This is a genomic window from Streptomyces tritici, from assembly GCF_048500665.1.
In the GTDB taxonomy this organism is placed as follows: Bacteria; Actinomycetota; Actinomycetes; order Streptomycetales; family Streptomycetaceae; genus Streptomyces; species Streptomyces tritici.
In genome coordinates this window covers 488760-514506 of the sequence record NZ_CP183183.1, presented here as the reverse complement: position 1 = coordinate 514506, position 25747 = coordinate 488760, and the positions used below count along the sequence as shown (strand labels likewise).

15 protein-coding genes and 1 pseudogene are annotated in these 25747 nt (G+C 68.7%); 12 read left to right on the top strand and 4 right to left on the bottom strand.

The genetic code is table 11. The features are described 5' to 3' along the window. Positions 1-33: 33 nt before the first annotated feature. The 3 genes from ACNJ93_RS02350 (at position 34) to ACNJ93_RS02340 (ending at position 3358) form a co-directional block, all read left to right on the top strand. Positions 34-516: an NUDIX hydrolase gene (locus ACNJ93_RS02350; RefSeq protein ID WP_418955617.1), complete on the top strand. Its 483-nt coding sequence runs from the start codon at positions 34-36 to the stop codon at positions 514-516. A gap of 55 nt (positions 517-571) precedes the next feature. Continuing rightward, positions 572-1387 (top strand): 3-hydroxybutyrate dehydrogenase, encoded by an 816-nt coding sequence (locus ACNJ93_RS02345; protein ID WP_418955616.1) that lies wholly within the window; start codon positions 572-574, stop codon positions 1385-1387. Positions 1388-1468: 81 nt separating this feature from the next. Beyond that, the gene (locus tag ACNJ93_RS02340) at positions 1469-3358 is read left to right on the top strand and encodes a helix-turn-helix domain-containing protein (RefSeq protein ID WP_418955615.1); all 1890 of its coding nucleotides are present in this window, start codon (positions 1469-1471) and stop codon (positions 3356-3358) included. Positions 3359-3416: 58 nt separating this feature from the next. Here ACNJ93_RS02340 and ACNJ93_RS02335 read toward each other — a convergent pair whose 3' ends face one another. Beyond that, positions 3417-4799 carry an MFS transporter gene (locus ACNJ93_RS02335; RefSeq protein ID WP_418955614.1) on the bottom strand — a complete coding sequence of 461 codons (1383 nt, stop codon included), beginning with the start codon at positions 4797-4799 and terminating at the stop codon, positions 3417-3419. A gap of 817 nt (positions 4800-5616) precedes the next feature. Between ACNJ93_RS02335 and ACNJ93_RS02330 the strand changes: the two genes are divergently transcribed. The 3 genes from ACNJ93_RS02330 to ACNJ93_RS02320 all read left to right on the top strand — a co-directional run bounded on the left by ACNJ93_RS02330 (position 5617) and on the right by ACNJ93_RS02320 (position 18661). After that, complete coding sequence (locus ACNJ93_RS02330) at positions 5617-16116, top strand: LamG-like jellyroll fold domain-containing protein (protein ID WP_418961287.1); 10500 nt, start codon at positions 5617-5619, stop codon at positions 16114-16116. A gap of 36 nt (positions 16117-16152) precedes the next feature. After that, positions 16153-16683: an SMI1/KNR4 family protein gene (locus ACNJ93_RS02325; RefSeq protein ID WP_418955613.1), complete on the top strand. Its 531-nt coding sequence runs from the start codon at positions 16153-16155 to the stop codon at positions 16681-16683. Positions 16684-17470: 787 nt separating this feature from the next. Beyond that, entirely contained in the window at positions 17471-18661 is a 1191-nt protein-coding gene (locus ACNJ93_RS02320) for an acyltransferase family protein (RefSeq protein WP_418955612.1), read from the top strand. A 292-nt stretch (positions 18662-18953) separates the two neighbouring features. Here the strand turns inward: ACNJ93_RS02320 and ACNJ93_RS02315 are convergent. Continuing rightward, positions 18954-19403, bottom strand: a pseudogene (locus ACNJ93_RS02315) (IS110 family transposase); the annotation flags it as partial. A gap of 458 nt (positions 19404-19861) precedes the next feature. Continuing rightward, entirely contained in the window at positions 19862-19999 is a 138-nt protein-coding gene (locus ACNJ93_RS02310) for a hypothetical protein (RefSeq protein WP_418961618.1), read from the bottom strand. A gap of 142 nt (positions 20000-20141) precedes the next feature. Between ACNJ93_RS02310 and ACNJ93_RS02305 the strand changes: the two genes are divergently transcribed. The 3 genes from ACNJ93_RS02305 (at position 20142) to ACNJ93_RS02295 (ending at position 21136) form a co-directional block, all read left to right on the top strand. Next, positions 20142-20387: a hypothetical protein gene (locus ACNJ93_RS02305; RefSeq protein WP_418955611.1), complete on the top strand. Its 246-nt coding sequence runs from the start codon at positions 20142-20144 to the stop codon at positions 20385-20387. An 82-nt stretch (positions 20388-20469) separates the two neighbouring features. Continuing rightward, the gene (locus tag ACNJ93_RS02300; RefSeq protein ID WP_418955610.1) at positions 20470-20715 is read left to right on the top strand and encodes a hypothetical protein; all 246 of its coding nucleotides are present in this window, start codon (positions 20470-20472) and stop codon (positions 20713-20715) included. Between the two features lie 181 nt (positions 20716-20896). Beyond that, the gene (locus tag ACNJ93_RS02295; protein WP_418961286.1) at positions 20897-21136 is read left to right on the top strand and encodes an LmeA family phospholipid-binding protein; all 240 of its coding nucleotides are present in this window, start codon (positions 20897-20899) and stop codon (positions 21134-21136) included. 107 nt (positions 21137-21243) lie between these two features. On the opposite strand, the gene ACNJ93_RS02290 is transcribed toward ACNJ93_RS02295, so the two are convergent. Then, a complete protein-coding gene (locus ACNJ93_RS02290) occupies positions 21244-21879 on the bottom strand; it encodes a TetR/AcrR family transcriptional regulator (RefSeq protein ID WP_418955609.1) in 636 nt (211 codons plus the stop codon). Between the two features lie 135 nt (positions 21880-22014). Between ACNJ93_RS02290 and ACNJ93_RS02285 the strand changes: the two genes are divergently transcribed. From ACNJ93_RS02285 to ACNJ93_RS02275, 3 genes are read left to right on the top strand one after another with little or no spacing between them, the layout of a single operon-like run. Beyond that, positions 22015-23160 (top strand): VOC family protein, encoded by a 1146-nt coding sequence (locus tag ACNJ93_RS02285; protein WP_418955608.1) that lies wholly within the window; start codon positions 22015-22017, stop codon positions 23158-23160. 29 nt (positions 23161-23189) lie between these two features. Then, positions 23190-24167 carry a fumarylacetoacetate hydrolase family protein gene (locus ACNJ93_RS02280; RefSeq protein WP_418955607.1) on the top strand — a complete coding sequence of 326 codons (978 nt, stop codon included), beginning with the start codon at positions 23190-23192 and terminating at the stop codon, positions 24165-24167. A gap of 9 nt (positions 24168-24176) precedes the next feature. Beyond that, complete coding sequence (locus tag ACNJ93_RS02275; RefSeq protein WP_418955606.1) at positions 24177-25745, top strand: bifunctional 3-(3-hydroxy-phenyl)propionate/3-hydroxycinnamic acid hydroxylase; 1569 nt, start codon at positions 24177-24179, stop codon at positions 25743-25745. Positions 25746-25747 lie beyond the last annotated feature (2 nt).

The following is a 25747-nucleotide window of genomic DNA, read 5'->3' as shown; positions in this document are numbered from 1 at the left end:
GCCGATGATCCACAAGGCCGTAGGGTCGGAGGCATGGGTACTCCCGATTACATCCGCCGCCTGCGCGAGACCGCCGGTCACCAACTGCTCTTCCTGCCCGGCGTGAGCGCCGTCGTCTTCGACGAACGGGGACGCGTGCTGCTCGGCCGCCGCGCCGACAACGGCATGTGGGCGATCGTCGGCGGCATCGTGGAACCGGGCGAGCAGCCCGCCGCCTGCGCGGTCCGCGAGGTGTACGAGGAGACCGGCGTGCACTGCGTCGCCGAACGGGTCGTGCTCGTCCAGACGCTGCGCAAGCCCGTCGTCTACCCCAACGGCGACCAGTGCCAGTTCATGGACGTGACGTTCCGCTGCCGGGCCGTCGGCGGCGAGGCCCGGGTCAACGACGAGGAGTCGACGGACGTCGGCTGGTTCGAGGTGGACGCCCTGCCGCAGATGAAGCGCTTCTCGCACTTCCGGATCGAGCAGGCCCTCGCCGACGAACCGACGTGGTTCGACGCCATGCCTCCTCAGTGAACTATGGGTGCGGACCACATCGGTCAGCGGTGGGGCCGTTCATAGGGTGCGGAGCATGACCGCCCCCATCGCACCGGGCCCCGCACCCGCGGCCGCCCCCGGTACCGTCACCGTCGACCTCGCCGGCCGCACCGCCCTCGTCACGGGGGCGGCCGGCGGCATCGGCCGCGCCTGCGCGCTGCGGCTCGCCGCCGCCGGGGCCCGGGTCAGAGCCGTGGACCGGGCGGCCGAGGGGCTCGACGCCCTGGCCGAGCAGGCCGCCGGACTGCCCGGGGCCGTCACGCCGCAGCTCCTCGACCTCACCGACCTCGACGCCGCCGAGGCGGCCGCCGCGGGCACGGACATCCTCGTCAACAACGCCGGGCTGCAACTGGTCCGCCCCATCGAGGAGTTCCCGCCCGACGTCTTCCACACCGTACTCACCGTGATGCTCGAAGCACCGTTCCGGCTGATCCGCGGCGCGCTGCCGCACATGTACGGGCGGGGCTGGGGCCGGATCGTCAACGTCTCCTCGGTGCACGGGCTGCGGGCCTCTGCCTACAAGTCCGCCTATGTGGCCGCCAAACACGGTCTCGAAGGGCTCTCCAAGACCGCAGCCCTGGAGGGCGCGCCCCACGGCGTGACCTCGAACTGTGTGAACCCCGGCTATGTCCGCACCCCGCTCGTCGAGCGGCAGCTCGCCGACCAGGCCGCGGCGCACGGCATCCCGCCGGAGCGCGTGCTCACCGACGTCCTGCTCAAGGACTCGGCGCTCAAGCGGCTCATCGAGCCCGAGGAGGTCGCCGAGGCCGTGCTCTACCTCTGCTCGCCCCACGCGTCCTTCGTCACCGGCACCTCCCTCACCCTCGACGGCGGCTGGACCGCCCACTGACGGTTGTCCCTCCCCCAGACTCCGTCCGGGGGGACCCCCAGGGCTGGTGCGAACGCCCGTACGGCAGGTATCCCTGTGTCCATGTCCCACGAACAGGCCTCCTACCTGGAGCTCCTCGCCCGCGGAGCGGCGACCGAGGCGTACGACCGGCCCGTGCTGCTCGCCCGTGCGAGCGGTGCGGGCCCCGAGGCGCTGGCCGGGCTCGAGGAGGCCAAGCAGCTCGCCCTGCGCGTCCGGGCCGAGCTGGAGGGCCGGCGCCGCCGCGAGGCCGAGCTCTCCGCCCTCTTCGAGACCGCCCACGATCTCGCCGGGCTGCGCGACCTCGACGCGGTGCTGCGCGCCATCGTCCAGCGCGCCCGCTCCCTCCTCGGCACCGAGGTCGCCTACCTCAGCCTGAACGACCCGGCCGCCGGGGACACCTACATGCGGGTCACCGAGGGCTCCGTGTCCGCCCGCTTCCAGCAGCTCAGACTCGGCATGGGCGAGGGCCTCGGCGGCCTCGTCGCCCAGACCGCCCGCCCCTACGTCACCGACGACTACTTCGACGACGACCGCTTCCAGCACACCCGGACCATCGACACCGCCGTACGGGACGAGGGCCTCGTCGCCATCCTCGGCGTGCCGCTCACCCTCGGCAGCCAGGTCATCGGCGTGCTCTTCGCCGCCGACCGGCGCGCCAGGGTCTTCGAACGCGAACAGGTCGCGCTGCTCGGCTCCTTCGCCGCGCACGCCGCCGTCGCCATCGACACCGCCAACCTGCTCGCCGAGACCCGCTCGGCCCTCGCCGAACTGGAGCGGGCCAACGACATCATCCGCGAGCACAGCGCCCTCATCGAGCGCGCCTCCGAGGTCCACGACCGGCTCACCGAACTGGTGCTGCACGGCGGCGGCGTCCACGACGTGGCCGACGCGGTCGCCGAAGTGCTCGGCGGCACCGTCGCGTTCACCGAGGAGCCGCCCGCCCCCGCCCGCCTCGCCGGCGGCCACGCCGTCCGGGACGGCGACCGGTGGATCGCGGCGGTCTCGGCCGGCGGCGAGGTCTTCGGCGCCCTGGTGCTCAGCGGACAGCCCGACCTGGACCCGGTGGACCAGCGCACCCTGGAACGCGCCGCCCTCGTCACCTCCCTGCTGCTGCTCGCCCGCCGCTCCGCCGGCGAGGCCGAACAGCGGGTCCGCGGCGAGCTCCTCGACGACCTCATCGACGCCCCCGACCGCGACCGCCGGCTGCTGCGCGAGCGCGCCGCCCGTCTCCGTACCGACGTCGACGCGCCCCATGTGGTCCTCGCGGCCCGCATCGACCGGGCCGGCACGGCCACGGAACCCGCGGGCGGCGGGCGCGAGAGCGCCGACCGCCAGCGCCTGTGGTCGGCCGCCTCGCACCTGGCCGCCACCCGCCACGGACTCGCCTCCGCCCGCGACGGCGGCACGGTCCTGCTGCTGCCCCTCGGCCCCGGAGACACCGCCGCCGACCTGGCCCGGCAGACCGCCCGGCACCTGGGCGGCGCCCTGCGCGAGCCGGTCACGGTCGGCGCCTCCGCTCCCGTCGAGGCCCCGGCCGCCGCGCCGGGCGCCGTGGCGCTCGCGTACGAGGAGGCCCGCCGCTGTTTGGACGCCCTCCGGCTCCTGGGCCGGTCCGGCGACGGCGCGGCGGCCGAGGACCTGGGCTTCCTCGGTCTGCTGCTCGCCGACACCCGGGACATCGAGGGCTTCGTCGCGCGCACGATCGGCGAGGTCGTCGCGTACGACAACAGGCGCGGCACGGACCTGGTGCGCACCATGGAGGCGTACTTCGCCAGCGGGATGAGCCCCGCCCGCACCAAGGACGACCTGCACGTCCACGTGAACACGGTGGCGCAGCGGATCGAGCGGATCGGCCGTCTGCTGGGCCCCGACTGGCAATCCCCCGCCCGCACCCTGGAGATCCAGCTCGCGCTGCGGCTGCACGCCCTGTCCGGCGCGGTGGCGCGCTGACGTCACGACGAAGGCGCCGGGCCTCGGGGCCCGGCGCCTTGCTCGTAGGTCGTGCGGATCAGGCGTGCTCGGCCCGCACCGCGCCCGAGCCGGGAGAGGCGGCGGCCGTCGCGTCCTCCAGGGTGTCGAGGTCCCGGTGACGGGTCTCCTTGGCGCAGGCGATCGCCACGGCGGTGAGCAGCGCGGCGGCGATCACGTACAGGGCGATCGGCGTCGAACTGCCGTAGTCCGCGAGCAGGGCGGTCGCGATGAGCGGCGCCGGGGCGCCGGCGGCGACGGAGGAGAACTGCGCGCCGATGGAGGCGCCGGAGTACCGCATCCGGGTCGCGAACATCTCCGAGAAGAACGCCGCCTGCGGCGCGTACATCGCCCCGTGCAGCACCAGGCCGACGGTGACGGCGAGCAGCAGGCTGCCGAAGCTCTTGGAGTCGATCAGCGCGAAGAACGGGAACATCCAGGCGCCGACGCCGAGCGCGCCGATCAGGTACACCGGCCGCCGGCCGATCCGGTCGGACAGCGCGCCCCAGACGGGGATGACCGCGAAGTGGACGGCGGAGGCGATGAGCACGGCGTTGAGCGCGCTCTGCTTGGACATGCCGGCCTCGGAGACCGCGTAGACGAGGATGAAGGCCGTGATCACGTAGTAGCTGATGTTCTCGGCCATGCGCGCGCCCATGGCGATGAGCACGTCCCGCCAGTGGTGCCGCAGCACGGCGACCAGCGGCAGCTTCTCGACCTGGGCGGACTCGGCCTTGCGCTGCTCGGCGGCGGCGAGGGCGGCCTTGAACACCGGCGATTCGTCGACGGAGAGACGGATCCACAGGCCGACGAGCACGAGCACGCCGGAGAGCAGGAACGGCACCCGCCAGCCCCACGACAGGAAGGCGGCGTCGGAGAGCGTGGCGGTCAGCACGGCGAGCACGCCGGTCGCCAGCAACTGGCCGGCCGGGGCGCCGGTCTGCGGCCAGGACGCCCAGAACCCGCGCCGTTCGGCGTCGCCGTGCTCGGAGACCAGCAGCACGGCCCCGCCCCACTCGCCGCCGAGCGCGAAGCCCTGCACCAGCCGGAGCACGGTGAGCAGGACGGGCGCGGCGCTGCCGATCGCCGCGTGGGTGGGCAGCAGACCGATCGCGAACGTGGCCCCGCCCATCATCAGCAGGCTCAGTACCAGCAGCTTCTTCCGCCCGAGCCGGTCGCCGTAGTGCCCGAAGACCAGCGCGCCCAGCGGCCGCGCCGCGAACCCGACGGCGTACGTCAGGAACGACAGCAGGGTGCCGACCAGCGGGTCGGACTCCGGAAAGAACAGCTTGTTGAACACCAGCGCGGCGGCCGACCCGTACAGGAAGAAGTCGTACCACTCGATGGTCGTCCCGATGAGACTCGCGGCGACGATCCGCTTGAGGCTGGCGGGAGTTGGGGGAGCGGTCGCAGGGGAGGACATCGGCACCACTTCCAGGCGTTCGACGGGGACGTTTACGTGTCGCCACACCGTAGAAACGCCCAGGTCACCCGCGTATGTGCTGGGACACCATAGTTCGGGGCAGGGGAGTGCGCGCGACCACCATGGGACCGGTGCCGGGGCTTCGGCGCGAGCCTGCGCGAGGCCGCCGAGGTGTATGCCCGAGTTGACCTTTTCGGGCACGATTTGGCGATGCCGTGCTGGCTCTGTGCCGATTACGTAGTCACTGTGTTGAATCGGGCACCTGCGGCGTCGGATTCACCGCCCTAGCGCTATGGGCGGGGTTTCCTGCAGCCGGCGAGCCGGCCCTTGAGGGATCCGTCGCCGAGGCCAGAGCTGACTCCAACGCCTGGGTCCTTGCGGCCGGCGGAGCTTTGGCCGCGACCGGAGGTGGGGGGCACTGGCGTGTGTCGCTCCAAACCGCTTGCCGACTATCAGCGTTTCGTCACTACTGGTGGTGACCACTAGTCACCGCTTCTTGGTGCCTGTCACGTGTGACCCGGCGGCCCGGAATCAGCCCGCCCCGACTGTTGCAGGCGGGTTCAGTTGTTTGCGGGCATGGACGTGACTGAGCCGATGCCGACTGCGCAGCGATCGTCACGTCAATCCTCGATGGATAAGTGTCCCATTCGCTCCGGTCACTCGCTGGTTGGAGCCTTCGTCGCGGTAATCGATCATATGTCGATGGAATTTGCGTGCGAGACGTGAGGGTCCTATAAAGATCTCCACTGTGGATCTTCGTAGGGGTGGGGTTTCCGTGCGTCCGTCGCGATCGCTCATTGTTTCTGTCGCCTTCGTGATGGCCGCGCTCACGGGAGTCCAGGACGCTGCGCTCGCTCTGGCGCAGAACGTGGTGCCTGCTGTAGGCGACGCACCTGACCAGCGTTGGGGTTCCGCCAACGGCCGCAGCCACCAGGCGGGCTCTGCCAGCACTGACGCCGCAGCTGCCGGAGGCAGCAGTACTGCCCTGAAGGCTCCGGGCCAAATGCCCTCAGAGCAGGGGGTGGCCGCGATCGACATGCCGGCACCCGTTCGTCCGTCGATTGGTTCCGTTCAGAGGGTCCTCGCGCCCCCGGCGACCGCGACTGCCGGGTTTGACGAAAAGTCGAGCAAGGAGTTGACCGGGCAGCGCGCGGAGCGCGCTCGCACGTTCCTTAACCGTGACGGCTCCTACACGACACGCTCCTACAATGAGCCGGTCAACTTCCTTACTTCTAAGGGTGCTTGGCAGAAGATCGATACGAGACTTGCCAAGCCGACGGGCCTGCGGGGCATGAGTGGGTCGGGAGAAACCTACGAGCCGCTGTCCACGCAAACGCCGGTCTCAATCTCCGAGTTCGCCGACTCTTCTCCTCTGACCCGGATGCAGGTGACGGAGGAAACGGCGGTCGGCTACGCGGTCGAGGGTGCCTCCCATGTGCCGGGGGCAGTCAACGGCGACAAGATCACCTACCGCGATCTGCGTCCGGCGGCAGACCTCGAACTCCACGCGGGCAACGAGTCGGTCAAGGAGGTGATCGTTCTCAAGGGGGCGGAAGCGCCGTCCGAATGGCGTTTCCCGCTGGAGCTGGACGGTCTCACTGCTCGGCTCGATGCCCAGGGCGGAGTGGAGTTCGCTGACGCGTCCGGTGCGGTCCGCGCAAGGATGCCGCGCGGCTGGATGGAGGACTCCAAGGTCGGGGCCCAGTCCAACGACGGCGCGATCTCGGACGGCGTGACGTACCGTCTCACCGAAGAAGACGGAAGGCAGATCCTCGTCGTCACTTTGGACGCAGCGTGGTTGGCCGATGAAGATCGCGTCTTCCCTGTGCGAGTCGACCCGTCACTTACCTCCATAGCCGCCACCTCCGGCACCTTCGTCCAGTCCCCGTACAACACCGACTTCTCGTCCGATACCGTGCTGAAGGTGGGCACGTACGATGGTGGCGGTCACAAGGCAGCCTCGTTCCTGCGGTTCTCGGGGTTGGAGACGACCCTCAAGAACGCCTGGGTCCTGAGCGCCAACCTCGCCCTCTACAACACCTGGTCCTACTCCTGCACCGCCCGTCCCGTGACGATTCACCCGATCACGTCGAACTGGTCGGAGAGCACCACCACGCAGTACCCGGGCCCCGCAACCGGTGCGTCCCTCGCTTCCAAGAGCTTCGCCCACGGATGGCGGCCGGAGGGTCAGACCTCGTACCCGTGTGGGGGTGCCGCCTGGGAGACGATCAAGCTGGGTTCCGCCGGCCGCCAGCTGGTCGACGACTGGACGCATGGACGGAAGAAGAACTACGGCCTTGCGGTCAAGGCGTCCACGACGGACTCGGCAGCCTGGAAGCAGTTCGGATCGGACGACTATCCCAACGGCAAGCCCAGCTTGGACGTCACCTGGACGAAGTACGGTGCGACGTACCTGATGGGGCAGTTCCTGACCCCGGTGACGGCCACGGCCGAGAGCGAGATGCGGGTCACCGTCACCAATCGCGGTCAGCAGACCTGGCCGAAGGCCGGTAACTTCAAGCTCCGGTACAACCTCTTCGACGCGGCGGGCAAGGAGATCACTGACTCGACGAAGATTCGCTGGACCCCCATGCCGGTCGACATCGTTCCGGGCGCGAGTGTGAGCCTTGACGCGAAGGTCGCGCCTCTCCCGCCGGGCACGTACACGCTGCAGTGGACGATGGACGACGTCGGCATCGCCCGATTCACCAGTCAGGGCATCCCTGGGCCAGCCGTCAAGTTTTCCTCTGTGAACATCCCGCCGCAGCTGACCGCCGAGTCCCCCGCCAGCGGCGTGGTTCAGGACACCCTCACGCCGACCCTGTGGGCTGCCGGCGCTGACGAGGACCGCTACCCCCAGGCTCTGCAGTACCAGTTCGAGATCTGCGAGGTCGAGGGCAAAGACAACCGCAAGAACTGCCGTTTGGGCACGCGCAGCGCGAACCAGCAGTGGGCTGTGCCTGCCGGATGGCTGTCGTGGGGCAAGACCTACGCCTGGTACGCCTACGCCTACGACGGCTCCGCAACCTCTCTCCGGCCCGGTCCCGCCCTGTTCACCACGGAGGTGCCGCAGCCGGGTATCACCAGTCACCTCGGTGGTGCCGACTCGGGACGCGGGTTCGGGGCTCGAGCCGGCAATTTCACCACGTCGGCCACTGACGCAGCCGTCTCCACCGTCGGCCCGGAACTGTCGGTGACGCGCACGTACAACTCACTCGACCCTCGCACCGACGGTGCCTTCGGCGCGGGCTGGTCCTCACGTTGGGACATGCAACTGCGTGAGGAACCGCAGCGCGGGACCGTACTCATCACGACCGGCGATGGCTCCCAGGCCCGCTTCGGCCAGAACCCTGACGGGACCTACGCCGGGCCCTCCGGATCCACGAGCAAGTTGGTGCGCCACTTCGACGGGTGGATCCTGAAGGAACGGTCCGGCAGCAAGTTCTCCTTCAACCACAGCGGATTCCTTGTTGGCATCGTCGACGGTGTCGGGCGGGCGCAGGCTCTGAAGCGCGCCCAGGAGGACGGCGGACCGCTCACCCAGGTTGTGGACGTTCTTTCCGGCCGAAGTATTTCTTTCACCTGGACCGGAAACCACGTCACTTCCGTGACGACCAGCGCCATCGGGCCCAACGCTCCTGGCCTTTCCTGGACCTATACCTACACGGGTGACCGGCTGACGAAGGTCTGCCCCCCGTCGTCCACCACTGCGTGCACGACCTACTCCTACCAAGAGGGTTCTCTCTACCGTGCCACCGTGCTGGACGCCAACCCCATGTCCTACTGGCGGCTGGGCGAGTCCCAGGGGTCTGTGGTCCACAGCGAGTCGCCTTCCCGTACGGGCCTGAACGAGGCTGTCTACCGTGACGTCACTCTCGGTGCGTCGCCGGCCGTCATGGGAACCAGCGACACGGCAGCGACGTTCGACGGAACGGACTCCGTCATCGAACTTCCCGACAGCACGCTGAAGGTGTCGGCGTTCGCATCTGTGGAGATGTGGTTCAAGACCACCAAGCCCGGTGTGCTGGCTTCGCTTCAGAACGCCCAGGCGGGCCAGCAGCCCAGCCGGTTCAGTCCCTACCTCAACGTCGACGGGGCAGGGAAGCTGCGCGGCCAGTTCTTCACCACGGAGCACATCGGCACCAAGCCGATCGTGTCCACGCAGACCGTCACCGACAACGCCTGGCACCACGTCGTGCTCACCAGCTCCGCGACCACGCAGAGCCTCTACCTGGACGGCGCGCACGTCGGCAGCCTCACCGGAACGGTCCAGGCCCGGGACGACCAGTACGCATACATCGGCAGTGGCTGGGGCAACGAGGGCTGGATGGGGGTGCCCGCCGGCACCTACCCGTTCCAGGGCTCGATCGACGACGTCGCCGTCTACAGCGACGCTCTGGATGCCGCCACGATCGCCGAGCACTACGCGGCCCGTACGGCTTCGGGCCTGATGACCAAGGTCGTACTCCCGTCCGGCCGCACGCACGCGACGGTGCAGTACGACCCCACGACCGCACGTCTGAGCAGCACGACCGACGAGAACGGCGGAACCTGGAAGGTCTCGGCAGAGACCTACAGCAGCGGTTCCGCCGCATACGCGGACGCAGTCCGCGCCTCCTCACCGGCCGGCTACTGGCGCCTGGGTGAACGCAGTGGCGCCGTACTGAGAGGTGAGACCGGTGAGGAGACCGACGGCACCTACGCCGGCGGCGTCGACCTTGGGATGCCTGGCGCCTTCGCCGACGGTGACGACACCTCTGTGGGCTTCGGCCAGGGCAATTACGCCGAGATTCCACAGGAGATTCTTCACAGCAGCACCAACCTCGCGGTAGAGCTGTGGTTCCGCGGCAGCAAGCCGGGCGTGCTGATCGGCGACCAGGCCGCCGAACTCGACGGAGCCACCACGTCAACCGGCGGCTGGACACCGGTGCTGTACATCGGCTCGGACAACAAGCTGCACGGCCGCTTCTACACGACCAATGCCACAGCTGTTCTCGCCTCCACGGGCACGGTGACCGACAACGAGTGGCACCACGCGGTGATCTCGGCATCCGGCACGACGCAAACCCTCTACCTGGACGGCGTCGCGCAGGGCACTCTCGCCGGTGCAGTCAATCACCAGACGAACAAGTTCACCTACATCGGCGGCGGCTTCGCCAATGGCGCCTGGCCGGCCACCCCCGGCGACATCAGCTACTTCCCGGGGCAGATCGACGAGGTCGCCATCTACGCCCAGCCCCTCCCCGCGGCGTCTGTGACCAAGCACTACCGCGCTCGGACCGGCATGGTGGCCGGCAACGGTGCGCAGTACCGTGGATCCGTCACCAGTGACGGGCCGACTGCCTATTGGCGGCTCGACGAATCGTCCGGCAGCACCGCGCACAGCGCCATGGCCGGAGGCGCGGCCAACGGCACATACACCAATGTGGCCCTTGGACGGACTGGCGTATTCGGCACTGGCGACAACCCGTCCGCGAACTTCACTGGCGCGGCCAGCGTGGCGATCCCGTACGCCCCCATGGAAGGCGACAGCAGCCTCTCCGTGGAGCTGTGGTTCCGCACGACGCAGACCGGCGGCGCCCTGGCAGCCGTCCAGAACACGCCGATCGGCTACCGCCCGACGCAGTTCAGCCCGTACCTGAGCGTCGACGGCGCCGGCAAGCTGCGAGGCCAGTTCTTTACCACCGAATATGTCGGCACGAGCCCCATCGTGTCCGCCCAGATGGTCAACGACAACGAATGGCACCACGCCGTCCTCACCAGCGACGGCTCGAAGCAGACGCTGTACCTGGACGGTGTCGTGGTCGGCAGTCTCACCGGCACGGTCCAGATGAGGCCCGGACAGTACGCTTACCTCGGCGCCGGCTGGGGCAACCAGGGGTGGATGGGCGTCACCGACCGCCACGCCTATTTCCAGGGCGACCTCGACGAGGCCGCACTGTACGACCGACCGCTCACGGCTGAGCAGGTCGCCGCGCACTACAGCGCCCGCGCACTCAGCACCAGCTCGGCACTTGCCTCCACCGTCACCGTCACCAACCCTCTCGGGCAGGCGACGAGGAACTCCTACGACGCTCTGCGCGGCAAGCGGCTGCTCTCGACCACCGACCCCGCCGGCGGCATCACGACACGCACGTACGACACGGGCGGCTTCCTGCACACCGTGACCGACCCGAACGGACACTCCGTCATCACCGGCCACGACGCCCGAGGCAACACGGTCTCGCGTACCACGTGCCGTGACGTCGACTCGTGCTGGACCTCGTTCGCCACACACGAGCACATCGCGTCCGACCCGCTGGACCCCCGCAACGGAAAGCTTCTCACCGAGGCGGACGCCCGTTCCACGAGCAGCGGCGACACTCGTTACCGCACCACGCACACCTACAACACCATCGGGCTGCGCACCTCGACCAAGCTTTCCGATGGACGCACCAGCACCACGACGTACACCACCGGCACCGAAGCAGCCATCGGAGGCGGGACCACGCCGGCGGGGCTGGTCGCAACGGAGACCTCGCCGGCCGGCGCCGTGACGAGTAACGCCTACTACGCAAGCGGCTCCCTGGCGCAGGTCACCTCCCCTTCCGGCCTCATCACGAAGTTCACCTACGACGGCCTGGGCCGCAAGGTGTCGGAGACCCAGATCTCGGACACCTACCCAGGTGGCGTCACAACCACCTACGCCTACAACGACCAGTCGAAGGTGGTGAGCGAAACAGGCGTCGGTGTGAGGAACGAGATCACCGGTGCCACGCACACAGCCAAGGTGAGCCGCACCTTCGACGCGGATGGCGCGCTGCTGACCGAGTCGACCGAGGACCTCACCGGCGGCGACGCAAAGCGCACCACCACGTACCACTACGACGGATACGGCCGCCAGGACAGCGTCACCGACGCAGAGGGACACATCACCACCTACGGCTACGACAGTCTCGGCCGTGTCATCAGCGAGTCGGACGCCCTGGGCACCACATTCGTCCACACCTTCACCAACCGGGGTCAGCGCGCCGAAACGATTCTGAAGGACTGGACCGGCGATCCGTCGGGACAGACGCGAGACCTGGTCGTCACGTCGAACGCCTACGACCCCGCAGGGCGCTTGGCCTCCACGACGGACGCCATGGGAGCCACAACCGCGTACACCTACTTCGACGATGGCCTCCTGGCCACCACCACCGCCAAGCAGGTGACGCAGGCTGACGGCTCGCGCCGGGACATCGTCCTCCAGTCCAACACCTACGACGGTGCGGGACACCTTACGAAGCAGGTCGCCGGCGCTGGAACCAGGACCGTTGTCCACACTGTGGACACGACAGGCCGTGTCACGAAGAGCGTTCTAGACCCGAGCGGACTCGCAAGGACGACCACGACCACCTACGACAACGATGACCGTGTCACCGAACAGAGCAGCCTGATCGACAGCAGCGGACGCAAGGTGATCACCACCATCGCTTACGACACAGCAGGCAACCCCGTCCGCAACAGCGTCTCCGACGGCTCCAGCACCCTCCGCACGACCACCACCACCTTCGACAAGCGCGGACTGCCGCTGTCCACCGTCGGCGCACGCGGAAACACCACCGGAGCCGACGCGACCGCACACACTACGACCTACCGGTACGACGCCCTCGGACGACTCGTCGAAACCACGGCACCGCCGGTCCAAGCAGAAGAGAACGGCGCCGCCGCGACAACGGTCCGCCCCAGCACCCTCGCGGGCTACAACACGTTCGGCGAGACGACCACCACGCGGGACGCCCGCGGCGCTGTCACCCGCATCACCGTGGACAAGCTCGGCCGCCCCACGGACGTCACACTGCCCGCGTACACGCCGCCCGGGGCTACCACGCCCATCAGCGCCGTCCGCAGCACCACCTACGACGCGCTCGGTCGCACCGCCACCGAAACCGACGGTCTCGGCCGCACCACGCGCTTCGGCTACGACCAGTTCGGCAATCTCGCACAGCGCACCGACCCGGTGGCCGGCGGCGCGCCCAGTCTGACGGAACCCAGCCCCCTCGTCACGAATCAAACCGACCTCGCCGGCGCGGGAATCACCCGCTTCACATGGACCCCCACCGGACTGCAACTGTCCGTGACCACACCGACCGGAGCTCGAACCGAGGCAACCTACGACGAGCTCGGACGACGGCTGACGTCCACCACCGTCGAGCGGTACCCGACGCTCCAGAACCTGACCACCCGCTACACGTGGGACGACGCCGGCAACCAGACGGCGTCCACCACGCCCGCCGGAAGGATCTCCACCGCCACGTTCAACGCGGCAGGCGAGCCGCTGACCGTGACGCAGCCGGGCGGAGGCGTTACCAAGTACGCGTACGACGGACTCGGCCGCCAGACCGAGGCCATCGACCCGACCCTCCGTAAGACGCGCACGGTGTACGACGTCCTCGGCAACCCGACGGAGACCGCGGACTACGGCACCGGGACCAGCGTGCTGCGCAGCTCCAAGGCCGAGTACGACGCAGACGGCAACCGGACTTCCTTCACCACGCCGACCGGCGGCAACACGGCCTTCTCGTACGACGCAATGGGCCACATGGTCAAGCAGACGGAGAAGCTCACCGCCACCGACGCCATCACCACGACCTTCGGGTACGACACGAGCGGCAACCGCACCCGCTTCACGGACGGACGTGCCAAATCCACGTACTACACGTTCAACGTGTGGGGCCTGCCGGAGTCGACCATCGAGCCGGTAACGACGCAGCACTCGACCGATAGCAACCGCACGTGGACGACGATTTACGACGCCGCAGGGCAGCCCGTCACCGAGCTCCTTCCCGGCAACGTCAAAAGGCAGGTCACATATGACGGTCTCGGGAGGATCGTCGGTGAGACCGGCTCCGGCACCGCAGTACAGACCCGACCCCGAAGCCTGGCGTACGACCTCGACGGAAGGCTGACCAGCGTCGGCACCGACGGCGTCTCCGCCGGCAACACCTACACCTACAACGACCGCGGCCTTCTCCTGAAGGCCCAAGGCCCCTCGGGGAACTCTGAGTACACGTACGACGTGGACGGCAATATGACGTCGCGTAAGGATGCGGCCGGCGTCTCGGCATACGGCTACGACACGGCCGGACGCCTTAGTTCGGCCACGGACCCGCTGACCGGGACCACGCTGAAGCGCACACACGATGCGGCCGGGCGCCCCACGCTCGAGCAGTACGCAAGGCTCGCCACGGACGGCCAGACCTCCATCGCTGCTCAGCGCGCGTACGGGTACGACAGTCTCGGACGCCTGACCTCGGACGCCATCACCAGAACTGGTACCGGCACCGCTGTTGCGGGGACCACCTACGGCTACGACCTCGCTGACCAGTTGGTGGCGAAGACCACGACGGGCACTGCCGGAGCTGCCGCCCACACGTACACCTACGACCTCGTCGGCCGCATGACCTCCTGGACCAGCGGCTCCGCCACCGTCCCCTACGAGTGGGACAAGGCCGGAAACCTGATCCGCCGAGGGGACATCACCGGCGTCTACGACTCCCGCAACCGCCTCCAGAGCTGGGGCCAGGAAACGTTCAGCTACACAGCCCGCGGCACCGAAAGGACGGTCACCGACGGGAACGGGGTCGCTCGCACCATCGACTCCGACGCCTTTGAGCGCACCATCAGCAACGGCGCCAGCCAGTTCACCTATGACTCACTCGATCGCGTTCTGACCAAGAACGGCACACCGTTCACCTACGACGGCGGCTCGAACAACCTCGTGGCCGACGCTGGCACCACGTACAGCCGCCTCCCTGGTGGCGACCTGATGGCCAGCGCCACCACGGGCACGGCCGACTCCGGCCGCCTCGCGATCGCTGACCAGCACACCGACCTCGTCGCGGGTCTTACGCCCGACGGCACGTCCGTCGCCGGCTCGCGCAGCTACGACCCCTTCGGCAAGATCATCGCAGCGAATGGCAGCAACCCTGCCGTCGGCTACCAGTCGGGCTGGACCGATTCCAGCACCGGTGAAGTCAACATGGCCGCACGCTGGTACCAGCCCGGAATCGGCGGGTTCACTTCCCGAGACACCTGGCTTCTGAACCCCACCCCGTCCACCCAGGCCAACCGCTACGGGTACGGCCTCGGTTCACCTCTCAACAATACGGATCCGAGCGGCCACTGCGTCGCGTGGTGGGCGCTCCTGTGCGAGAGCATCACGGTCGTGGGCGAGGATCTCCTGGGGGCGTACCCTTCGAGCGCTGTTGCACTCGAGTGCGGTGGGGTCTTCTCCAACAGGTGCACCACCAAGAGCATGTGGTATGCGCTTCTCGAGCAGGCGAACAACCGGGCGGCGCGTCCCATGTCACATGGAGGTGCCACGCTGCACACGACATCCTGGGGTTATGGAAGCTTCCAGATGCGCGGCGCCGATGGACGATCTGGCATCCGTGCTGGCAGCGGCAGCACGACGAAAGTGAGGCCCCCCAAGCCACCGATCGACCAGAACCCGAACGACGGCCCGAACCCGAAGCCGGCCCCGCAACGGCCCACGCCCAAGCCTGACTGGGACCCGAAGCAGGGAGGCTGGCAGCCCGGCGACGGATGGGGGATGCTCGTCGGAGCGCTTCAGATGCTGAACCTCGCGGGCGGCAGCCAGCTGGTTCCGGCCCTGGCCCCGGTCATTCACCCGGCACCTGGCACCGACCCAGGGGGCCGTACAGATGACGACAGCAGCAATGACTGCCGCATAGGGGGTAAGGGATGGGTGACCCCCGGCCCGCGGGACGCCGCACACGGCAACCGAGCCACTGGAATGAGGGCCTGTCTGGACCTCGACTACGTGACTGAAAACCCCGGCACCCCCACTGCTACCCGCGCCGGCATTAAGCCGCCCGGCTACGACTGGGCGCGCGCCTACGTGGGCTATCTGGGCGGTCGCCCCAGCGACGTCCATGCCTGCCACCTCCTTGGCGCACAACTCAGCGGGAAGGGAACCGAGTTGGCCAACCTGGCGACCTGTGGAGCTGATGCCAACTCCTACGTCGGCAAGCCCAACCAGCCGATTCCTCCGATGGACAGCATGCTGGACTTTGAGGACACCGTCCGGTCCCTCATTGATTCCCACCATGTCGTGCGGTACACGGTGGAACCGGTCTACAGCGGCAGGCGGACCGTGCCCCGCAAGTTCGAGATGTCATACACGGCGTGGGACAGGAGAGGGCGCTACGTGGGCGGGGACGCCACCACCGTGTCAAACCTTATTTACACTGCCGGCCAGGGCTGGAAGAACCTGGGCACCGCGATTGACAGCCGTACCGGTGCTGACGTGCCCCTGCCGGGAACGCCATGAGCTGGGCCTTCTACAGCACCCGAAAGGAAGCGCTGCATGAACAACTCTGCCGTCGCCCGCCTACGTGATTTGCTCCCACCGCCCCTCTCCGGCGGTGATGCGGTGGACTGGCAGGAGGTCGAGCGGACGGCAAATCTGGTGTTCCCCGCCGACTACAGAGAGTTCGTGGAGTCGTACGGCGGGGGTGAGATTAATGAGTATCTGTCCATCAGTACGCCGCCGGTGCCCGGCTCGGCGTACGGGGATCTGTTGGACAGAGTCGATCCGGCCGTTTCGAATCTTGAAGAGTTGGCCGCCCTCTTGCCTGCGGGCTCGATGTTGCCGTTGCTGCCCTTCGCGGACTCGGCGAGCGCCGACGTCGCGTTCTGGCTGTGTGAGGGCGTTCCCGACGACTGGCGGGTGGCTGTCTTCCGGAGACAGACGTCGTATGGTGTGAACCGCTGGACCGTATTCGACGGCGGTATGGCGTCGTTCCTCGTGGCCGCATTGACTGACGAGATCAACCCATTCAGTGAACGGCTCTCGGCGGGGGACCGGCATCAGTTCGTGAAGTGGCAAGCGCTGTAAAGGATCGGGCTGGGAACCAGGAGTTCCGTGGTCTGCTCGTCGGACAGAAGGCGACGATGGCTTGGATGATGTCGCTCATGTGCTTGCGACGGCGAGGTGGCGGGCGAGGGCTGGCCAGTTCTTCAGGTGGGCGATGCCGTGCTCGAACCGTGGCGAGGGGTGAGCCTTGTGTTCTCGCTCACATATCTCCTCGTACCGGTCTGGGGTGTTCTTCATGAACTTGCGTGATGCGGTGGTGTCACCACCCGGCCACCGGTCTGGGCTCCCAACCCCTGGTAGCTGGCATCGGCGAGGATCTCGACCCGGCCCGTCGGCCAGGAGCTTGACCAGCCCCGATTGGCGGGCGTGGGGATGCCCGCACAGCTTGCAGAAGGGCATGAACCTGTCCTGGTCCTTGCTGGCGGCGGGGCGGCGGACCTGGAACTCGGTGCCGGTCGATGGTGCCTGTCGTCCCGCTTGCGTCGAGATGGACGATGACCTCAGCCATAGACGCAGTCGCATGTCGGGGCTGACGAGCTGGCCAGTCTGCCACTGACCTGGGAGCGCAGGGACCCCCGGATTCCCTGGTCGCCCAGACCGGTGACGCCGTCTGAAGTTGTAAATAGTGCCGAACAGACCAGCGGAGCGTGTCGTGCACGCTCGATTCCTGCCCGAAGCACGAACAAGATCCCGCACCGAACTCCACTGGACATTCGTCAGAGACGTGCGGGTGCGTGTTCCGGGTGTCCAAAGCTCCGTCGAGGGCATGCATGCCTCCACGCACCACACGAGAGGCGATAATCGAGGGATGCAACACGCAACCCGCGCCCGTCGCCGACCTTCAGCGGACCTGTCAGGCAGAGACAGGCTGCCGTCGTTGACGGGACTCCGCTTCTGGGCAGCTCTCCTTGTCGTTCTATACCACTTGTCCCGTCAGATCGGGGAGATACCCGGCATCAGCCAGGCCGTCTGGTACGGCCGCAGCGGCGTCACGTTCTTCTTCGTTCTGTCGGGCTTCGTTCTGGCATGGACCTACAACGGCACGATGGTCCCCTCGAAGGTCTTTCTGTGGCGGCGCTTCGCTCGCATCTGGCCGCTGATGGTCGTGACAGGCGCTCTGTCTGTCGGCGTGTGGCTGTGGTTGGGGAAGGCGGTGTCGGCGAAGGCTGTCATCGCGAACTTGCTCCTCCTTCATGCCTGGATTCCCGAGACGGTGATCTTGAAGGGAGCGAACCCTGCTGCCTGGTCTCTCAGCGATGAAGCCTGGTTCTACTTGATCTTCCCCTTGTTGATGCTCCTTCCGATGCTGCGCTCAGGCCGTGGTCGGCGCTGGATCTGGGCTCTGATCTGCGCCAGTGTCGTCGCTGTGTGGTTGAGCGGTTCACTCGTCTCCGATATCACGACGAGGGTGTGGCTGCTGGACTACTTGCCCCTGACGCGCATGCTGCAGTTCGTGCTCGGAGTGGCGGCGGGCCTCGCTGTGGCTCGGGGATGGCGGCCGCCCCTCGGCCTGTGGCCGGCCGTGGCGCTGACGGCCGCCTGGCACCTGATGCTGATCCCTTGGTCGTGGTACGCCTCAGACGCCCTGTGGTACGGTCCGCTCCACGCCTCCCAACTTCTGTCCACGCCGGTATTTGCACTCCTCGTCGCGGCGGCGGCACGGGCGGACCTCGACGTGCGCCGGACCGGCCTGGGCGGGCGTTGGTCGGTCCGTCTCGGACATTGGTCGTTCGCGTGGTACCTCATCCACGAGATCGTCATCAGAACCTGGCTGGGCGTGTACGGCCGCCCCGACGACCTGCTCGACACGGCCCTCGTTTGGCTACTGGTGATCGTGGTCAGCCAGGTCTTGTCCGCTTGCGCCTATCACTGGGTGGAACACCCCCTTGAGCGGCGACTGAGAGTGGCTGGACCTCAGCTTCCACGCCCACAACGCGCTGCTTACCTCGATAGCCCACGGGCCGGTCACCTCTTGCCGACCGGGACAAAGCAGGAATAGCGACGAAGAAGCGGTTGCAGGTTCCCCTATGTCTTGAGGCGGCGGGCGAGAGCAGCGGCCGTGCGACTTCAGCGGTCATCTGGTCGCGTTGGACTCGGTCGACGAGGTTCCGTCGCGGATCATGGTGAAGGGGACATCGGCTCGGCGTCTGGCGAGGCAGTGCAGGGCTGGGTGTGGGATTTGCCCTGGGCGATCTTCGCGTCGTAGTAGGTCCGCGATGCGGCGTCGGCCGGCGCCTCCCGGCGTTGCGCATCTGGGCCGGTGCCCCAGGTCAGCAGGCGGTGCAGCCGGTCGCGACCCGCGGGGCTTCACCGGCCAGGTCGTCGTCGAACCCGACGATCATCTCCAGCTCGGCGATCGTCTCGGTCTCGCCGTTGATGGCCCGCAGCGTGAGCGGCATCGCGCAGGCCGCGTCCGCGATGATGAACGCGGCCTCGCGTCGGTCTTGGCCTCGCCAGGGTAGAGGTTGGCGATTCGCCGCACAGCCGGCCCCGGCAGGTAGGCGACCGGGCAGCCCATGTCTCGCGCGACCGTAGGGCGCCGATCGAGGCCGGCTGGTCAACTACGACCAGCACGGTTCCGTGTTTGGCCTGCAGCTTGGCGAACAGCTCGCAGCGCTTGGGCTCGGTGTTGGGCAGCCGCTTGTCGAAGGCTGTACGGCCGGGGTGACGGCGGTGGCGTGGTGTTCGCCCTTCCCGACGTTCAGGCCGAGGAAGACGTCGATGCAGCCGGTGTCGATCACATGCAGGCCCCTCCATCACGCCTTCGTCCGGCCTTGCCAGGGCACCGAGCTGCCACATCCACGTTAGGGCGAGCTCTCACGGTCTTGCGTGAAGCCGGAGCTCAAGCCCCTCATCAGCGGTCCGTCGATGTCTCCGGGGCCGGTGGCGCGCCCCCCGGATCATGAGCGACAGGGGTGGGAAGTCTCGCCGGAACCCGAGGTCCGGAGGCCGCGTTGCGGAGCCAGGAGGAAAGTGACGGGGGGAGGTGGTCCGACGAGGGAGTCGGCATCGCATCTCGTGTTCAGCTTGGAGCTTCCGGGCCCGGAAGGGAGCGGCTGTGGGGTTGCCGTGGTGTTACCGGTGGCGACCATCGCCGGTGCCCTGCCCGTCGGACCGCCAGTCAGCCGGAGCAGCCTGACGTCGCTCCGCACCAAAGCACGAGACGTTCCCGTGCTGAGTCGGTGCTGACTTCGGCCGGTCAGGAGCAGGGAAACAGCAGGTCGTAGCTCTGGCCGGATGAGTTGTCGTACCACTCGATGGTCGTCCCGATGAGACTCGCGGCGACGATCCGCTTGAGGCTGGCGGGAGTTGGGGGAGCGGTCGCAGGGGAGGACATCGGCACCACTTCCAGGCGTTCGACGGGGACGTTTACGTGTCGCCACACCGTAGAAACGCCCAGGTCACCCGCGTATGTGGTGGGACACCATAGTTCGAGGCGGGGGAGTGCACGCGACCACCATGGGACCGGTGCGGCGGTGGTGGATTCGGCGCTGTTGACGGAGCGGGCGTACAGGCCGAGAGAATGGGTCGGCTCCGGCAACTCCATGGGCCTGGGCGAGGAGAAGGACCCGATGATCTCGCTCCAGGACGAGGGCGCCTACTTCACGGTGCCCGGCACCCCGCCCCGCCGGGTGCAGAACATCCAGTCCGTCAACACCCTGCTCGGCGGCGAGTACTTCTTCATGCCCGGCCTGTCCGCCATCCGCCGGCTCAGCGGCATCTGACCCGAACCCTTCGCGGAGGCACCCATGACCTCGTCAGCCGCTTCCGAACGAGGAGGAGCTGATCCGCCAGGTCGTCGAGGCCATGGGCAAGGTCAACCAGCAGGTCGCCGACAAGCACCGGCACGGCCTGCGCGCCGCCCGCCGCCGTTACGCGGACGACGTCCTGTCCTTCAGCCCCTGGCACGCACTGGAGGCCCACCGTCCCCTGGGTTCCATCATGCGGTCGCGCCGCGCCGCCCGTCCCGCCTCCAGCGACTTCCGCCACCGTGTCGAGGCGCTGGAGGGGCATCGGCTGGGCCTCGGGGGGTGCGTGAACGCCGCCCGATGACGGACGCGCCGGCGAGTCCTCTCGCGGCGATCCCTTGTCCCTGGGCTCCTCAGCCCCGAGGGGGCGGCGCCTGATCGTCGTCGCCGCTTCTGGGGCGGCGTTGCTGACCGGTGGCGTCGCGGTCGACCGGATCGCGGCGGCCCGTGCGGAGAGCCGTACAGCCGAGGCGTTCCAGGACGGAATGGGGACCGAGGATCCGCCGTCGGCACGCGTCAGCGGCTTCCCCGTGCTCACCCGGCTGGCAAGGGGCAGCCTCCGGCACGTCGGCCTGACCGCCCATGTCATACCCGCGAACGGCTCGACTCGGCCCCTGCCAGTGAGGAGGCGGACCGTACGCCTTGACGGGTTGAAGACCTCCGGAAGTGCCGACCGGGCTCACGCCGGCCATGTCGGGGCGACCGGCGTTCCTCTCGTACGGTGACGTGTCGGGCGCGCTCGGCGTGCGGGTGTCATCGGGTGGTGAGCCCGGGCGGATCGGTGCGACGTCACCGTCAGTGCGTTGGTCCTCCGCTGGACAGGAGGGTCGTCTCAGGCGGGGCCGGGGAGGGGGCGCCGGGCGACCTCGTGGGCGTCGTCCGGTGGTACGCCCAGCATGCGCAGGACCATCTCGGCCAGGTTCGCCGCGGCCTCGTCACCGTCCAGGTCGGGGCGCGCGAACCTCAGCTCCACCAGGGACAGCAGGGTGCCGCCCAGTGCGGACAGGGCCACAGTCGGGTCGGCGACGGTGAAGCGGCCGGAGGCCGTGCCGACCTCGATGTCACGCAGCGCCCGCCGGGCCAGGCCGTTGTCCGAGTGGATGTGGCCGAGGCCGCGACGGCGCAGGACCTGCATCAGTTCCGGGTGGGAGTCGGCCATGCGGGCGCTGAGACGGAAGCCCGCCGCGACGAGCTCCGCAGGGTCGTCGATCTCCGCCAGGCGCTGGTCGAAGTTCCGGCCGTACTCCTCCAGGGCGTCCACCACCGCCGCCTCGAACAGCTCGGTCTTCGACGCGAAGTGGTTGTAGAAGGAGCCGAAGCCCACGTCGGCGCGCTCGGCGATCGCCTGGATGCTGATGCCTGCGTCCCCGCTGTCGGCGAGTATCTGCCGGGCGGCGCGAATGAGCGCGCTACGGGTCTCGGCGCGACGTCGCTCGAATCGGTTGCTGGGCGGGGCTGACGTAGGCATACGCAAAGTCTAGTCGCGCAGCCGAGGGCGACTGCAGTTCTGATGAATCCATCATTTCCTCCCCGGAGCACCTTGACGACGGAAGCATCAAAGTTGATGATTTCCTCATTACGGCAATGTCGCTCGGAGGGCACCATGTCTGAAACCCGCGTCCCCGGGGCCGATGCCAAGACGGCCCACCAGGACCTGCACAGCGAACAGGGAGCCCTGAGGGGAGAGCATCCCGGCCGCTCCCGGAATCCCGTGATCAAGGTCGCGGACCTGGCCTGGCTGGAGTTCGAGAAGCCCGACCTGGAGCGAGCCGAGGTCTTCGCCCGGGACTTCGGCTTCCAGATAGCCGCGCGCACCGACAGCGAACTGTGGCTGCGCGGCACGTTCGCCGGCTCGCCGTGCACGGTGATCCGGCGCGGGCGTACGTCCCGCTTCATCGGCCCGGCGTTCCGCGCGGCGGAGCGGTCCGATCTGGACCGGCTGGCGCGGGCCACCGGGTCCGACGTGCGTGACGCGGACGTACCCGGCGGCGGAAAGACGGTCGACCTGCTCGATCCGTCCGGCTTCCCGGTGCGGGTGGTGCATTGCGACGAGCAGCTGCCGGCCCTGCCCGAGCAGCTGCCGCTGCTGCTCAACTTCGGCACGGACCATCGTCGTACCGACGTCACGCAGCGCCCGCCGCGCGAGCCGTCCCGGATCCAGCGGCTGGGCCATGTCGTCCTGGAAACCCGTGTGTTCGGCCGGGCCCTGGACTGGTACCTGGACACGCTGGGGATGATCGTGTCCGACTTCCTCTTCCTGGACGGGCAGCGCGACCGCGGCCCGACCATGGCGTTCATCCGCTGCGACCTCGGCAGCGTGCCGGCCGACCATCACACGCTGGCCATGCACCTGGGACCGGGGAACGGCTATGTCCACTCCGCCTACCAGGTCACCGACCTGGACGCGATCGCCGTCGGCGGCGAATACCTCAAGGAACGCGGATACCAGCGCAGCTGGGGAATCGGCCGGCACATCCAGGGCAGCCAGCTCTTCGACTACTGGCGCGACCCCGACCGCTTCATGCTGGAGCACTTCGCCGACGGCGACCTGTTCTCCCGCGACGTCGAGCCCGGGTGGGCGCCCATGTCGACCAGCGGTCTCGCCCAGTGGGGCCCGCCCGCCACGCGTGACTTCCTCGGCGCGAGTCCCTCCCCGCAACGGGTCCGCGACGTCATCCAGGCCCTGCGCGGCGACAACGAGATGGACCCGGCGCGCCTGCTGGGCCTGCTCAAAGCGGCCAAGTCCTGAACCCTCAATCCCCTCACGAAGGCACTGACATGAGCACCAACGCCCTGCGCACCGCCGACGGATGGTGGGTGGTCCGTCCCCAAGCTCTCGACTCCGCTCGAGCAGGGGAGACCCCGATCCACCGGGCCATCCGCGTCCACACCAAGGCCACCACCACCGCCGAGCTGATCGCCGACCGTGACGCCGTACGAGAGGCGGCACGCTCGACCGAGGCGGGCACGCCCGTTGCCGACCTGGCCGTCCTCTCGCCGGTCACCACCCCCTGCCGGGTGGTCGCCCAGATGGTCAACTACCGAAGCCACGCCCGTGATTCCGGCTTCACAGGCGACATCCCGCCCGCCTTCTTCCGCAAGGCGTCCGGCTCGGTCAGCGGACCCGGCCACCCCGTCGTACGGCCCTCGCACGTGAAGTTCCTCGACTACGAGGTCGAACTCGGGCTCGTCATGGGCGCCACCCTGCCCATCGGCACCACGGTCGACGAGCGGGACCTGCCGTCGTACGTCGCCGGGCTCGTCGTCACCAACGACGTCAGCGCGCGCGACGTCCAGCTGACCAAGACGCAGTTCTACGAGAGCAAGTCCTACCCGACCTTCACACCGACCGGCCCGTACCTCGCCCTGCTGGAGCCGGAGGACTTCGCTCATCTCCTCGACCTCAGGCTGAAGCTGTCCGTCAACGGCGAGCTGCGCCAGGACCGCACCCTCGCCGACATGATCGTCCGCCCGGCGCAGGCCCTCACCCTGCTGGCTCGTTTCCAGACCCTCGACCCTGGCGACCTGCTGCTGACCGGCACGCCCGGCGGCACGGCCCTCAAGGCCCCGCCGAAGCCGGTCGAGAAGATCGGCGCGCTGCTGCCGCCCGCCATGAAATGGAAGGCGTTCTTCAAGTCCCAGGCGAAGAACCCGCACTACCTGCACGCGGGAGACGTGATCACAGCGACGATCGCGACCCCGGACGGCCGGATCGACCTCGGCGAGCAGCGAACCTCCGTCACGGACGCGAAGTAGGGACCTGAGGTGAGCCGCACCGAACAGCAGGTACCCGTGGTGATCATCGGCGCGGGACCGGTGGGCGTGACCGCCGCCCTCCTCCTCGCCCGGCGCGGAGTGCGCACCGTCGTCCTGGAACGCCACCGGGACGTCTACCCGCTCCCGCGCGCCGTCGCCACCGACGACGAGGTCCGCAGGATCCTCCAGGCCGCGGGCGTGGGGGAGGAGTTCGCCGCGATCGCCCGCCCGGCGAACGGGCTGCGGCTGCTGGACGCGCGGCACCGGGTGATGGCCGAGTTCCGCCGTGCCGAGCACGGCCGTCACGGTTACCCGCAGACCAGCATGTTCGACCAGCCCGAGCTGGAACGACTGCTGCGCGACGCCCTCGCCCGGGACCCGCGGTGCGAACTGCGCGGCGGCGTGGAGGTCACCGGGGTCGCCCCGGACAGCGCCGGCCCCGTGCGCGTGACCTACCGCGACGACGACGGCGAGCGAGAACTGTGGGCCGAGGCGGTCCTCGGCTGCGACGGGGCGAACAGCCTCACCCGCGACGCCATCGGCGCCGTATGGGAGGACCTGCGCTTCGAGGAACGCTGGACCGTCGTCGACGTCCGCACGAACGCCGACGTCCGCTGCTGGGAAGGCGTCGACCAGGTCTGCGACCCACACCGCCCGGCGACCTTCATGCGCGTCGGCGAGAACCGTTACCGCTGGGAGTTCCGGCTCGAGGGCGGCGACGAGCCGGTCCGCGAGCTGGTCGCGCCATGGCTGCCGCCCTCCTACGACGGTGACTTCGAGGTCGTCCGCGAGACCCGGTACACCTTCCGGGCGCGCATCGCCGACCGGTGGCGCAGCGGACGGGTCTTCCTCCTCGGCGACGCCGCCCACCTCACCCCTCCGTTCATCGGACAGGGGCTGTGCGCGGGACTGCGGGACGCCTACAACCTCACCTGGAAGCTCGCCCGCGTCCTGGGCCAGGGCGGCGACGAGCGGCTCCTGGACACGTACGAGAGCGAACGCAAGCCGCACGCCCGCCACGTCATACGGCTCGCGGTCGCCATGGGCTGGGCCATGACCGGCGGCCAGGACAGCGCCGCGGCACTGCGCCGCAGATTCCTGGCCGCGGCCTGCCGCATACCCGGCCTCGCGCAGCTGGCCGGCCGCGACCTCAGCCCGCCCCTGACCGCCGGACCCCTCGTCCGACGCCGCAACCGCAGGGGCCTCGCGGGCACCCACTGCCCACAACCGTGGACCACCACCGCCGGACGGCGCACCCGCCTCGACGAACTGCTCGGCGACTCCCTCACCATCCTGACCGCCACCGAACCCTGGCCCGCACTGAACGCCCTCGCCCACGCGCTCGGCGCCCGGACGATCCCTGTCACCGGCCTCGGCGACGACGGCACCCTCGCGGCCTGGCTGCGCAGTGGCCGGGCGGATGCCGTACTGCTGCGCCCCGACCGCGTCGTGGCGGACGTCGTCCCGACAGGAGGCAGCGACTTCACCGACACCGCCACCTGGGCGGCCCTCCTGCACACCTCGCGCAGCACCTTCCAGAACGTCGAGAAAAGCCTGCCGAGGAGCGCCACACGATGACC